10 protein-coding genes are annotated in these 13,316 nt (G+C 39.5%); 6 read left to right on the top strand and 4 right to left on the bottom strand.

What is annotated here, in order from left to right; translation table 11 throughout:
• Both ahpF and ACF8D3_RS15340 read left to right on the top strand, forming a co-directional pair.
• Positions 1-963, top strand: a 963-nt coding sequence (gene ahpF / locus ACF8D3_RS15345; protein WP_392472252.1) for an alkyl hydroperoxide reductase subunit F, incomplete at its 5' end; no start/stop codon positions are given.
• Positions 964-1,124: 161 nt separating this feature from the next.
• On the top strand, positions 1,125-1,469 hold the full coding sequence (locus tag ACF8D3_RS15340; RefSeq protein ID WP_004880170.1) for a hypothetical protein: 345 nt from the start codon (positions 1,125-1,127) through the stop codon (positions 1,467-1,469).
• A gap of 60 nt (positions 1,470-1,529) precedes the next feature.
• On the opposite strand, the gene ACF8D3_RS15335 is transcribed toward ACF8D3_RS15340, so the two are convergent.
• Together ACF8D3_RS15335 and ACF8D3_RS15330 are read right to left on the bottom strand one after the other, a co-directional pair.
• Complete coding sequence (locus ACF8D3_RS15335; RefSeq protein WP_007482805.1) at positions 1,530-2,141, bottom strand: glutathione binding-like protein; 612 nt, start codon at positions 2,139-2,141, stop codon at positions 1,530-1,532.
• 212 nt (positions 2,142-2,353) lie between these two features.
• Positions 2,354-4,792, bottom strand: coding sequence for an ExeM/NucH family extracellular endonuclease (locus ACF8D3_RS15330; RefSeq protein WP_392472250.1), 2,439 nt, complete (start codon positions 4,790-4,792; stop codon positions 2,354-2,356).
• Between the two features lie 184 nt (positions 4,793-4,976).
• Here ACF8D3_RS15330 and trmB point away from each other — a divergent pair, with 184 nt between their 5' ends.
• The 4 genes from trmB to ACF8D3_RS15310 all read left to right on the top strand — a co-directional run bounded on the left by trmB (position 4,977) and on the right by ACF8D3_RS15310 (position 7,993).
• Positions 4,977-5,693: a tRNA (guanosine(46)-N7)-methyltransferase TrmB gene (gene trmB / locus ACF8D3_RS15325; RefSeq protein WP_392472248.1), complete on the top strand. Its 717-nt coding sequence runs from the start codon at positions 4,977-4,979 to the stop codon at positions 5,691-5,693.
• Positions 5,694-5,885: 192 nt separating this feature from the next.
• Positions 5,886-6,155 (top strand): hypothetical protein, encoded by a 270-nt coding sequence (locus ACF8D3_RS15320; RefSeq protein ID WP_392472247.1) that lies wholly within the window; start codon positions 5,886-5,888, stop codon positions 6,153-6,155.
• 42 nt (positions 6,156-6,197) lie between these two features.
• The gene (locus tag ACF8D3_RS15315) at positions 6,198-6,881 is read left to right on the top strand and encodes a formylglycine-generating enzyme family protein (protein WP_392472245.1); all 684 of its coding nucleotides are present in this window, start codon (positions 6,198-6,200) and stop codon (positions 6,879-6,881) included.
• Between the two features lie 107 nt (positions 6,882-6,988).
• A complete protein-coding gene (locus ACF8D3_RS15310) occupies positions 6,989-7,993 on the top strand; it encodes a formylglycine-generating enzyme family protein (protein WP_392472243.1) in 1,005 nt (334 codons plus the stop codon).
• A gap of 2 nt (positions 7,994-7,995) precedes the next feature.
• On the opposite strand, the gene ACF8D3_RS15305 is transcribed toward ACF8D3_RS15310, so the two are convergent.
• Both ACF8D3_RS15305 and ACF8D3_RS15300 read right to left on the bottom strand, forming a co-directional pair.
• Entirely contained in the window at positions 7,996-10,950 is a 2,955-nt protein-coding gene (locus ACF8D3_RS15305) for an ATPase (RefSeq protein ID WP_392472241.1), read from the bottom strand.
• 3 nt (positions 10,951-10,953) lie between these two features.
• Positions 10,954-13,316 (bottom strand): DUF2345 domain-containing protein (locus ACF8D3_RS15300; protein ID WP_392472240.1); only part of this gene is annotated, 2,363 nt, incomplete at its 5' end.

Genomic DNA, 13,316 nt, shown 5'->3' with positions numbered 1-13,316 from the left:
GATGCTGCTGCAATCAATGCCAAGGATGCATTTGATGTATTGGTGATTGGTGGTGGTCCTGCAGGTGGTACAGCGGCGATCTATGCAGCACGTAAGGGTATCAAAACAGGTATCGTTGCTGAGCGCTTTGGTGGTCAGGTGATGGATACCATGGATATTGAAAACTTTACCACGGTTCAAAAAACGGTTGGTCCGAAGTTTGCGCAAGATATGGAAGCCCATGTACTTGAATATGGCGTAGACATCATGAACTTGCAACGCGTCAGCAAGATCACAGGTGCAGACCAAACAGCCAATGGTTTGGTTGAAGTGGAACTTGAGAATGGTGCTAAGCTTGAATCAAAAACCATCATTCTATCAACAGGTGCACGTTGGAGAGAGATGAATGTGCCGGGTGAAGCAGAATACCGTACCTGTGGTGTTGCCTACTGCCCACACTGTGATGGCCCATTATTCAAAGGCAAACGTGTTGCTGTGATTGGTGGCGGTAACTCTGGTGTTGAAGCTGCAATTGATCTAGCTGGGATTGTTGAGCATGTGACTTTGGTGGAGTTTGATACCAAGCTTCGTGCAGACCAAGTCTTGCAAGATAAGTTAAATAGCTTACCAAACACCACAGTGATCATGAATGCTTTAAGCACAGAAGTGGTTGGTGATGGTTCGCAAGTCACAGCATTGAAATATAAAGACCGTGCCACAGATGTTGAACATACTGTAGAACTTGCAGGAATCTTTGTACAAATTGGTTTATTACCAAATACAGATTTCTTAAAGAACAGTGCGGTTGAACTCAGCAATCGGGGTGAGATCGTGATCAATGATCGTAACGAAACCAATGTTAAAGGTGTGTTTGCGGCAGGTGACTGTACGACTGTACCTTACAAGCAAATTATCATCGCGACAGGTGAAGGTGCCAAGGCTTCTCTCTCTGCTTTTGATTACATGATTCGTTCAGGTTCATAACAGAACACTCAAAAAACATGTGCACGCATTTACATTTCTAGATGTAAGTGCGTGTTTTTACAAGTTATCAACAAATTTTCAACTTTATTCGTCAACGTTTTTGTGTTTATATTTTCGCTATCCATACTTGTTGGATGCCACAACGAAAAGGAAATATGAAAATGAATAAATTACTTGTTGCATTTGGTCTCGCTGCTACTGTTGCGCTTGTGGGCTGTAATAAAGATAAAGCGCCTGAAACTGGTGCAACTACGGGTGAGCACTTAGAAAATGCTGCAGAACAAGCAAGCGCTGATATCCAAAACGCGACTGCTACTGCAACTGACAACATCGCAACTGCTGCGGACAATGCTGCTGATCAAATCGATGCTGCTGCTGATCACACAGCTCACGCTACAGCTGAAGCTGCTGCTAAAACTGAAGCTGCTGCACGTGATGCAACTGCTGACGTAGCTGGTGCAGTAGAATCTACTGCTGCTGATGTTAAAGAAAAAGCTCAACAATAATTTATTGTTGATCATTAAAAAAGCCTCTAGAAACAGAGGCTTTTTTAATGGCGTATTAGATTAAGCTAATAAACCTTCGTCACGCATTGCAATTTGTACAGACTGACGCTCAGCAACTTTATTACGTAATGCAATAATGTTGATATATGGCATAAGGTCATGCTCAATATGATTTGACCAATTCGTCAACACAAACAAATAAGCATCTGCTGGTCCAAAGTTATCGTCAACTAAATAATCATATTCAGACTCAGCCAGATGATTATCAATATATTTCAATAAACGATCTACCTCAGCATAAGCTTTAGTTTTCTCATCATCAGTTAAATGACCACCAAAGAACACCGCATAAGCATCGTGCAATTCAGAATTTAAATAACCTAACCACTCTAGAACTTTAGCACGCCCCATTCCAGATGGCGGGATAAGATCCTGTTTAGGATCATGCTGAGCAAGAAATGGTAAAATCGCAACGTTTTCAGTCAAAATCAAACCTGGATTAATCTCTAGAGCAGGCACGTAACCTTTTGGATTAATCTCATAATAATCTGAACCTTTTGAAGTTTTATGAGTCTTTAAGTCAACTTTTTCTAAATCAAAATCTACGTTTATTTCATTTAAGATAATATGTGCTGCTAAAGAACATGCGCCTGGTGAATAATACAACTTCATATCTAATCCTTGTTTTCTAATAACTATTTATGCTCTTGAACATTCAAACGAAACCCGAGAGACAGATATAGACTCACATTTAAAATAACTTTAAAGCTAAAAATATCTACACACTTACTATTAATGAATTTTTTTCTGCCTTGCAAGTTATATTCCGTGACGATTGATTAAAATATGAAAGAACAGATTACTCAATGTCACGGATTTCATTTTTATGCTCGACCAAATAATTGGCTTAACCATGAGAATAAAGCATTCAAGAACTCTGAAATGATATTCTTAGGATTCTGATCAGGCTGCGTAGCAGAACCTTTCATATCCAAATCCACGATCACGGGGTCATGGTCAGATGAACGATATGGATCAGCAGAGTAGAATAGTTCCTTTTGCTCCTCTGTCTTATATTCTTCGTTGTAATCAAGGACTGTTGGCTCGTCGGCATTGATATGCCAAGCAAAAGCTTTTACAACACGTTTGTACAGTTCAGAATCTGCAATCGCATGATCAAGGTTGCCTGCACCACCATAACCTTCTGCATTACTTGAAACACCGAATACATAGCTATAGGCGTTTGCACCCTCTCCCACTTTTGCGTCGTTTAACAGAACTTTATAATTTGCTTTTTCAAAGGTCAAAATGGGATCTTCTTTGGCATAGCTATTCATGTCTCCGAGCAGCAAAATGTTAGGATTTTTAACTTGAGTCGGATTCTTAGCAATCCATTGTGTTAATTGTTCAACTGCTTTCACACGAGTAGGATTCCAACAACCTTGTCCATCATTTTGATCTGCATCCAAAGATGTTGAATCAACACCTGAACAGCCTTTTGATTTTAAGTGATTCGGAATCACTGTAAATATTTTCCCACCCTGAACTGGCTGGAACGATTGTGCAATTGTGCTACGGTTTTTATCACCTAAATCTAGCACTGCTGCTTTATTGACAGGTTTAACGCGTTTACTGTTATAGATAATCGCGACTGCAATCACGTCTGTACCTAATTTATCTTGTCCCTCTGGAATAACATACTTCCAATCATTGCCCAATGCTTTCGTTAAATAGGCGACTGCACTGTCACTCCCATAGCCATTGTTTGCAATTTCCATGAGTCCATAAACATCAGCATCAATTGTTTTTAGCGCACTCACAATTTTACGATGCTGCTTATCAAACTCAGCTTGGCTCGTCGCACCGCGCTCTGTGGGAAAACCATTTATACCATTGTCATAATTCAGGACATTAAAAGCAGCTGCACGGATATATTGGCTTTGTTTTGCTGCAATTGTTTGACGTGGATTGGTATTTGCAACCAACTCTGGCAAATTACGTCCAACTACAGGCTGTACGCGCCAGTTATTAAAACGATATTCTAGAATCCCTTCAGCATTTTTAAGTTGATAGCCTGAACGTAATGTATTCAATGCACTAAAGTTTTGTGGCAACCAAGGCGTTCTATTCTGATTGTTATAACCATCATCAAAAATGATTTTTGAAAGTAAATTTTGTTGTGCTAAAGCTTTTGCTTCATTTGATAATGCAGGATAGAGATTAGTTGGAATAAATAAACGTCCTAAACTCAATGACAGCTCGCCATAACGACCAAAATTATAGTTTTCACTGACTGTTAACGTTTGAGGAAGTTTAACCAGCATCCCTTGATAGCGTTTTGCTGAATTTTCTGAACTATCACTTAAACTTGAAAATGGGAGATTGATTGCCAGTGGTTGTACTTGATCAGCCATATTCAGATTACAGGTTTGAATATCTTGTTGTAGTTGATCAATTTGCAATTGATTTTGATAACTGGTGAGACGACCTTTTAAGATCACTTCTTCACCCACTTGTCCACCTTTTATCGCACTGCTCGCCGGGATATATACAAAAATCGCATTGCTCACATTTGCCTTAGCTTTGCTATCCGCAGTTTGGACATAAAAACCTGAGAAACCGTTGTTATAGCGATAATCCGCGGTAATGATACCTCGAATCGTATAAGTTTGATTTTGTGTTGCTTGAGCTAAATCTGCAATTGGCGTATCGCTACTACTACATGAAACAGTTTCTGTCGTTGGTGGTGTCGTCGTTGATCCAGTTAAATTTGAGAAATCATTGCGATCAGTCCAAGCTTGCCAAGATTGATCTAAATCAAAAGGACTTGTTGGATCAACACTCAAAACAGGATTTTCTGTTTGAATACGCTTAAAACTATTCGCAATACTATAAACAGTTGTACCCCAACCTGAAGTTGGACGTTCACCGATACGACCAAAACGATCTACAGGTGTACCACGATAAACCAAGACAATCGCATCATCACCATTGAATGACAAACCTGCAACTTGATTTACCTTATTGCCAAGCTGTGCTTGTAATTCAGAGCGACCAATTAAATATTTTTGCTTACTCGCTAAAGTCCCCTGCAACTGGAATGTTGCAGTTTTGGCTGTTCCACCATTGTTGAATTGTTGGATTTCATAATCAGCCAAATTCACAGTTGTTTCGTCAGGGTTATAGATTTCTAAACCCTTACGATTACTACTGCCATCTACATATTGGCTAAACATAAGTTGTGCATGTGCAACTGAAAATATAGATGATGCACCTAATAGGCTTAAACACATTGCGATCGAGTGAAATTTAAATGTTTTCATAGCTTTTTTACTTTATGTTCAAATCGACAATAGGCTATGCAATTTCTGTGACATCCACATGAAGTTTTCTTTACAACTTTTAAGCAATTTTAGAAATTTTCTCTTAAATAAAATGCCTTAAAAATTTGACTTGATCCCCTGAACACTTAAAATACGGCCTTTCTATATTTATATCTCCAGAATCATGTCAAACGATCAGTTAGAAACGCAAATTACGGAACTCGACAATTTACCTGAGCACCGTGAGATTGTGACGTTTATGCGTCGTTCAGCTCCGCTCAATACTTCGCAACGTACTGCTTTAGAAGATTATCGTGATTTAATTTTGGAATACCCTGTTGGTGATTTACGCCAGCATTTTGAACATCCTGAACGTCCTTTGACCGTTGAAATTGGTTTTGGTATGGGCCGTTCTTTGGTATTAATGGCCAAAGCAAATCCTGAGCGCAATTTTGTCGGGATTGAAGTTCATGTTCCCGGTATCGCACAGTGTGTCTATGAAGCAGGTATGGCTGGCTTAAAGAACTTATTTGTATTGGATGCCGATGCAATTCAAGTATTACGTGAAATGCCAGATAACAGCATTAACTGTGTACAGCTTTACTTCCCAGATCCGTGGCAGAAGAAGCGTCACTTTAAACGTCGTTTCGTGATTCATGAGCGTATGCAACTGGTTGAACAAAAGTTAGAGCTTGGTGGTACTTTCCACGCAGCGACAGATTGGGAGCCGTATGCAGAATGGATGCTTGATATCTTAGACAATCGTCCAGATTTGGAAAACCTAGCAGGTAAAGGCAATAGCTACCCTCGTCCAGAATGGCGTCCTGTTACCAAATTTGAGCGTCGTGGTCTAGAATCTGGTCATAAGATTAATGATTTTATCTTTAAGAAAATTAAATAAGTTGATTTAGTTTTCGAAGCAAGCCACTAAATCTTTAGTGGCTTTTTTATTATCATATTTGCTCGTAAAACGAATAGTTATTTAAAAGTAATAAATTGCATTAAATATTGCCTAACATAAATTAACTTCCCTATTTTTATTAGATTGACTAAGATTCCCTCTAATTAAATTTAAGCAATTAATTTTCTTATAATGAACAAGCAGAAGCTATTCTTTATTTTATTCTCAAGCCTAGCTTTAAGTGCTTGTGCCAAATCACCTGAAACGAATCAGAAAGCCGTAAAGCCTTCTGCAGAGCTACAGCAAAAAATTCAAAAATTAGTTGAGAAAACTAAAAAGAATATGATCTTTGTTGAAGGTGGTAGTTACCTCATGGGTGATTTCGGACTAGTCACTCCTGAACTCGAAAAAACTGTTCCTGACAGCATGGCGCTAAAGAATCCCAAAGACAACACCGAATAACCTGCCTTTCTCACCTGGAAATGACATAAGACTCTGCATAAAGTGACACTGAGCAGCTTTAATATGAGTGCTTATGAAACAACTTTGGAAGATTTTAATATTTTTACTGAAGCAACAGGACAAATCGAAAGTGCAGACAATAAGCGATATAACCAACAGATTGCTCATGAAGTAGCAACTGGTATGGCTTGGCAACAAGCCAAAGATTATTGCCAATGGCTGGGTCAACAAGTAGGCACACCGATGGACCTACCGACAGAAGCACAATGGGAATATGCTGCTCGCAATAAAGGGCAATATACTATCTTTGCAACCAATACAGGCAAAATCGAAGAAGGTAAAAACTTATGGAGTATGGAACAATACGATCAATATATTGAGAAATATAGCCCCTCTACTGCTGTAAATATTCCTGTTTTAGGACGAAAACCTCCAAACCCATTAGGTTTTTATGACCTTACCACCAATAATTATGAATGGATGAATGACTGGTACGATAAAGACTATTATAAACATTCACCTATTGAAAACCCAACAGGGCCTAAGTCTGGAACTGAAAAGGTATTGCGTAGTACATCCCCTATGGGTGCCGATAATTTAATGATGGCAGATGGACTCAATGTTGCAAGAGCACACGCTCAACCCAAATCAAATGAAGAGAATAAAATGACTTATCGTTTGTATGGAGTGCGCTGTGTCGCCAATCTTCAACAACCTATTAGATAAATAGCTAAATTTTTTCAAAAGGGTATTAACACAATACTTCTTTATAGAAAATTAACTTTGCTATAAAGTAGGTTTTTAATATATACAACCCAATGATTTTTAATAAGATGATGAAACGGAATATAGCTTTTATTTTATTCTCAAGCATTGCTTTAAGTGCTTGTGCCAAATCGGCTGAAACCAATCCCAAACCTGTAAAACCTTCACCTGAGTTACAACAAAAAATTCAACAATTGGTTGAGAAAACCAAAAAGAATATGATCTTCGTTGAAGGCGGTAGTTACCTGATGGGCGATTTCGGACTGGCCACTCCAGAACTCGAGAAAACTGTTCCCGATAGCATGGCGCTAAAGAATCCAAAAGGCAATACCGAAAAACCTGATCATCTGCCTTTCTCACCGGGAAGTAACAATAAGACTCTGCATAAAGTAACACTGAGTAGCTTTAATATGAGTGCCTATAAAACAACATTAGAAGATTTTAATATTTTTACTGAAGCAACAGGACAACCTAAGAGCTATTACAATGAACTCTTTACTCCAAAGATCGCCCATGAAATTGCTACAGGAATGGATTGGCAACAAGCCAAAGATTATTGCCAATGGCTAGGCCAACAAGTAGGCACGTCTATGGACCTGCCTACTGAAGCACAATGGGAATATGTTGCTCGTAATAAAGGTCAATACACAGCTTTTGCAACCGATACAGGAAAAGTGGAGCCGGAGAAGAACTTATGGAAATTAAATCAATATGACAATTATAGACATAGTAATAACCCTGATTCAGTACTTGAAATTCCAGTGCTTGGAAAAACACCTCCAAATCCGTTAGGTTTTTATGACCTTGTCACCAATAATTATGAATGGATGAATGATTGGTACGATAAAGATTATTATAAACACTCACCTACTCAAAACCCAACAGGGCCTAAGTCGGGAACTGAAAAAGTATTGCGTAGTACAGCTCCTATGGGTGCCGATAATTTAATGATGGCTGATGGACTCAATATTGCTAGAGCGCACGCTCAACCCAAATCAAATGAAGAGAATAAAATGACTTATCGTTTATATGGAGTGCGCTGTGTTGCCAACATCCAACAGCCAATTAAATAACTTTAGGCTGTATATGAGCCATCCGAATTTTGTTCATAGTTTGCCGCAATAAATAACTCTGCATCAGTACCATCCACTTCAATAGATGGTACTGTTTCAGTATTTAAGGCAACTAAAGCATCTGCGTTGATAATACTTGGTTGTTCAATCATTTTCTCTCTTAATTTTTTCAACTCTCTAGGATTATTCATTGGTGCTTTTTCATGTAAGGGAATAGTTTTTACGATTTTAGAGCGTAGCTTTATATATTGCTCCACATATTCGCTTCCTCGACCCACCGTATCTGAATTAATTGTAAATTCTTTGAGAATATCTGATACCTGAGACCAAACACCATCATGTAAAAAGACCAAAAGCTGTTTTTCTAGATATCTAATACTTACATCTGATTTTTTACCATCAATTGACATTCGTTGCAGTACATTAAACCATTCCCCCTCAGTCGCAATGGTTTCAAAAATCGCAATAACAGCCTGTTTATGCGTTGGTAAATACGGAGAAATTGGAGAACTAGGTTTATCCACCCAATGCGTCACTTTGTTATGACGTGTCATTTGATAGATCAACATGCCTTTTGCATCAGGAGTAGCTGATTTCAACCATGGTGATTGTCGTTTAATTTTATTCGCCAGATCAACCGAGTTTTCCGCAATGGAATATTTCATATTAAACTTTTGGAATTCCCCGTTAACATCATTAAAAGCTTGCGCTACTCTTGAATCACTCCCTAAAACAATGACAGCCAATCGACTTAAATTTCTAAAGGCGTCTTCAGCAATGAAGCCTAGTAATTTAAATTGCGCACGACTAAGTTGATAATGCATCCATCTTAATACTTCGATAACTTGACCAGCATTAATGGCAAAATCTAATGCACCTTTTGCCCCTAAACCAACGCATAAAGCAGCCTTTGCTCTAAAACGGAATTGATTTCGCTCTAACCAATAAAATAATTTAAAATTTACCCCTGCCCCTAAACCTGCACTTACAGCAAAGTCCAGAGCTAGTGTTGCTAAAGGCTTGAACTCTTTTTCTTCGGGTGAAAGCCACTGGAACTCACCTGATGGTTTAATTCCCGCTTCAACACCAGCAAAAGCCTCGATTTGTCCTTCAGCGCTTGCACCACTCCCTGGAATAATGGTTTCATCTCGATCCATTGGTACAAATCTTGGGCGGTTCTCTCCCATATTATTAGCCAGTGACGGATTTCGATTTCGTCTACCATTAGCAGCCAATTGTTGCTGCCCATCTTTGCTATAACTGATCTCCAAACCAATCCCAGCAGCTACTTTTGCGCCTGCAAAGCCATAAAGCTCCATGCCGATAACAAATCGGAATGCCCCCAAGTCAATATCTTCAAAATTCAGCATCCAGCCTTTATCACAAGGAATGACATAGGTTGTTTTTGCCTTGCCTTCAAATAGAACTAGCTTACCTTGGGCATTGACATTTGCCTTGGCACTAACCTCTCCACTTTCAGGCTTCCAATTCACGCTGGAGGATAAACCAGCACCACCAACACATCTTAGCCATTGTGACTGAATATCAACGGTTAAACTATCTGAAAGTTTAATTTGCTCAACAAAGCCAGCACTAAAAGCAGAGAAATCCCAAACTTTAGTTCCTGTTTGCTTCGAATATTTAGCAAGATCCAAACTGACTTTTTTAAACTCATTATGAATAGCCTGCTCACTAATTTTCTTAAAGTCTTGCTTTACATCTTTCAGTTTTTTTAATTCAGTTCCTAAAACGGTTACCTTAAAACTTTCTTTGTTCTTCTTCTTTTGTTGCAGTTGCATATATCTATCAGTACGTAAATACCGACGTCTGAAATCAAACTCTTGCGTATTTCCATTTGGGTTTTTCTTTTGGCGGGCTTCAAAAGTAATCACTTCTGTTAGATTTGCTGCTTTTTTAAAATTTTTATTCAACTCGTCTTCAATTTTTTTCTCCGCTTCCTTTATTGCTTCTTCTGCTTTTTTAACATTAGAAACACTTCCAGATTTTATTGCTTCGGCTAATTTATTCTTGGCTTCAAAAGAGTTACCAAATAATTTATCTAACTTTGAACTTTCCTTTTCAAACTCGGCATAATCCTCAGCAGAGAGGACAATCATCTCTTCTCGATGCATATTTAAAATAACAGGCGGCTTTCCATTGCCCTGTAGTGTTACAGCAGTATTCTTATCTTCCTCTGTTATTTTAGCAACGGACTTCAACTGTACAGTGACATAATTCTTTTGGCTGATCGTGGCAAAATGCTGGATGTCTTTCTTATCCGGTTGTACATCCCTATTCACAAATTTAAATTTTACAAATATAACTTCGCCTTTTGGTGAATATAAAGGTGGCGTAAAGCCATTTTTATCTACGACATTGACTTTGACATTAGGTATGCTAATTTTCTTTTCCTTACCATTCTTATCAAAGGTAAAGGTTTCAAATGAAATATTATCAGATAGCTTAGTACCTCTAAATCCTTCTATTTTATAACGATAATATTGTTTAATTTGATAATCTAATGTTCTGGTACCCTGCCACTCATTTTTAATCTGTACCCCAAAATTACCATTAATATGCGTAGCCTTTTCCCATTTTGAATCACTTCGCTTAATCCAAAGATCATAGTCTCCAACAGGCAAATCCATTTCTTTAGTAAAACCTTTCATATCAGTTTTACTTTCTCTGTTATGAATCAGAGCCATACTTTTTTGTACTTCTTTATACTTCGCCATATTTTGTGCCATCGTCTGCGGAGCAATGGGCTTATTCTGAAAAATGGATTTCGTATCCAATGGCTGCATAACAGGTTTTGGGCTCGTTGTTGCTATTGCGAGTTTATTAATTTCATCTGGTCGCTTACCCTTTTCAACTACAGAATAATCCATCCCATGACAAGGAATCGTGTCATCATCAGGCAGCACATTAATAAATAGCTTTAATCGAATCTTACTCATCATTTATTCTTCTTTATAAGTTACAAAACCATCATGAACATGATCTTCTAAACTAATCTGAACTTGTTGAGGTCCTTTGGTGATGACCTTCTGGGTTTTACCTTGGCCATCTGTCACACCACTGATTATTTCTCCGTTCTGTAAAATCATTAAATACTTTTTATTTTTCAATGGATTTCCATCCATATCTTTTGCAACATAAGTTAAATGGTAATCTGGCAACATTGCCAATTCTGGACTTTTCGTTGTAATCTTTGCCCCACCCATAAACAAATGCTGCCCTGCCTTCACTTCAAATTTACCACCTGTGGTCGGGAAAATCCCTGAACCATTCAACTTGATCTGAGAACCACCCGCTGTAATCACAATCTCTTTCGGACTGCTAATCTCAATACGGTCTTCTGTTGAAATAATTTGAATGCCTTGCTTAGCCAGTAAATCCATGCCATCCGACTGCACTTGGACCTCAAACTTACCTTTGGCCGCAACTTGTTTAATACCATTTTGCGCGGCAAATAAACTCGCCTTACCACTGACATGGGCAATCAAGTTCTTTTGCGTACTTAGATTTATACTATCGCCCGCAAACTGATTGATTTGCCCATCCGCAGAAAGATGAATATCTTCATTTGTACTCAGACCAATACCTGCTGGCGAGCTTAATAACAGCATCGCTTTATTAAACTTAGCAATATCAGATTCAATTTCTTCAGCAAATGCTTTTAGCTGTTCAATTGACTCAATCTCATCCGTCTGTTGGTTCTTCGCAACTTCACTCAAGGCTTTGGCATTGTTTTGATTGCCTTCAAGCTGTTCCTTGGCTGGTTGCGCATCAAGGTGGTCACCTTCAGCTTGTTCTTGGGCATGAGTGGTGATGAGTAAGCCTTCACCTGCTCGTACTGCTCCCCATTGGTCAGTACGCAGTTCAAAGCCCTCGCCACGATCTTCACTTTCTGCGGTTGCTTTAGGGTGACTCAGTTTGCCGAGATTGAGTTGACTGGCTGCATGACTGCTTTGCAGTTGCGCACTGATCTGACCTGTGGTGTCATCAAAACGCAGTTGGTTAAAACCTTCGCCTTGATATTCCTTGGACTTGATCCCTGCCAGTTTCTTGGTGTCTGGGAGCTTGCCTGCATTGTCGAATTTGGTCGGGCTTCGTTGTGCTTCATGAATGCGTCCCACCACAAACGGTCGGTCAATGTTGCCATCAAAGAAGTCGATCACCACGATTTCATCAATGCGGGGGAGGAAGCGTGCACCATAGCCTTCTCCTGCCCAAGGTGTCAGGACATCGACCCAAGCTGAATCGGTGTCGTTGTCATTGGCACCTGCACCTCCATCATGTTCATGGTCTTCATTTCTTGTGAACAGAAAGCGGACTTTTATGCGCCCCCATTCATCTACATGGATTTCTTCTCCACTAGGTCCCACCACTTTGGCGCGTTGTGGGTGTACTGATGGTCGGTGTTGCTGTGGGTGATATTCAGGGACTGTTTTGATATCGCGGCGTTGTAAGGTCAGTGTATTGGCTTGGCGTTCTTCTGTATTGGTTTGGGTATTGGCATTTTGCCAATGGCTTTGTTGTAGCAATTGGTTAATTTGCTGATTCAAGTCTTTGGGAAGGTTGTTTTGGTTATAGTAGCTTTTGCCTGTAATCAGAAATTCTTGGTCTGATCCACTGTGTTGGTTTATTTCAGGGTGTTCGGTGAGTTGAAACCAGTAGCCAACTTGTGTATCTCGTACCGTACTTTGAGCGGTGAAGTATTTGGATTGTAGGTCGTGATAGTGGCCTAAGTTTTGGTTAAACTTTTCGATTTGTGAGTTGCCTGATGCAGTTGCTCCATCTTCTCCATTGAGGTCTTGCATCCAAGCTGGGCTAAAGTGCCATGCATCTTCTAAGCCGAGACTGGCATTGTCGTAGTGTGCACTATGTTGGTGGGTACTTTGTACACATCCTGCACCCTGTTCTTGTTCCAGTGCATCAGCTTGCCAGCGTTGGATATGTACACTGTTGGGTTGCAGTGAGCGTTGTCCTATCAAACTGGTCATACTGTCGTATTGTTCTGTGGCACTACTGCGATGGTAGCGAATCTGGCGACGTTCTAGAGCTTGGTATTGGCTATTGTCATCAATCAGACGAAGTTTTTGCGGTTGAATCGCTGCACTGCTGTTCGGCACGATCAGTTGTGTCTCATCAATCAGCCAGTTGATGCCTTCACTACGTAATAGTCGAGTTAAGAACTCATAGTCCGTTTCGTTGTGTTGCATGATAAAGGGACGGACATCATCGTGTTGTTGTAGTCCATTTAAATCAAGGCTTAAGCTCGCAGCAAAGAGTGGGCTTTTTTGTTGCCATTCTTTAAAGA

The sequence above is a fragment of the Acinetobacter sp. YQ_14 genome, assembly GCF_043102985.1.
GTDB classification, from domain to species: Bacteria; Pseudomonadota; Gammaproteobacteria; order Pseudomonadales; family Moraxellaceae; genus Acinetobacter; species Acinetobacter venetianus.
The sequence above is the reverse complement of the archived record's forward strand: the minus strand, read 5'-3'. Positions and strand labels throughout refer to the sequence as shown.

Excerpts from the sequence above, each read along its gene's own strand:
- ACF8D3_RS15305 (WP_392472241.1), bottom strand. The coding sequence starts at position 10,950 with ATGAGTAAGATTCGATTAAAGCTATTTATTAATGTGCTGCCTGATGAT.
- ACF8D3_RS15335 (WP_007482805.1), bottom strand. The coding sequence starts at position 2,141 with ATGAAGTTGTATTATTCACCAGGCGCATGTTCTTTAGCAGCACATATT.
- ACF8D3_RS15340 (WP_004880170.1), top strand. The coding sequence starts at position 1,125 with ATGAATAAATTACTTGTTGCATTTGGTCTCGCTGCTACTGTTGCGCTT.
- ACF8D3_RS15310 (WP_392472243.1), top strand. The coding sequence starts at position 6,989 with ATGATGAAACGGAATATAGCTTTTATTTTATTCTCAAGCATTGCTTTA.
- ACF8D3_RS15330 (WP_392472250.1), bottom strand. The coding sequence starts at position 4,792 with ATGAAAACATTTAAATTTCACTCGATCGCAATGTGTTTAAGCCTATTA.
- ACF8D3_RS15320 (WP_392472247.1), top strand. The coding sequence starts at position 5,886 with ATGAACAAGCAGAAGCTATTCTTTATTTTATTCTCAAGCCTAGCTTTA.
- trmB (WP_392472248.1), top strand. The coding sequence starts at position 4,977 with ATGTCAAACGATCAGTTAGAAACGCAAATTACGGAACTCGACAATTTA.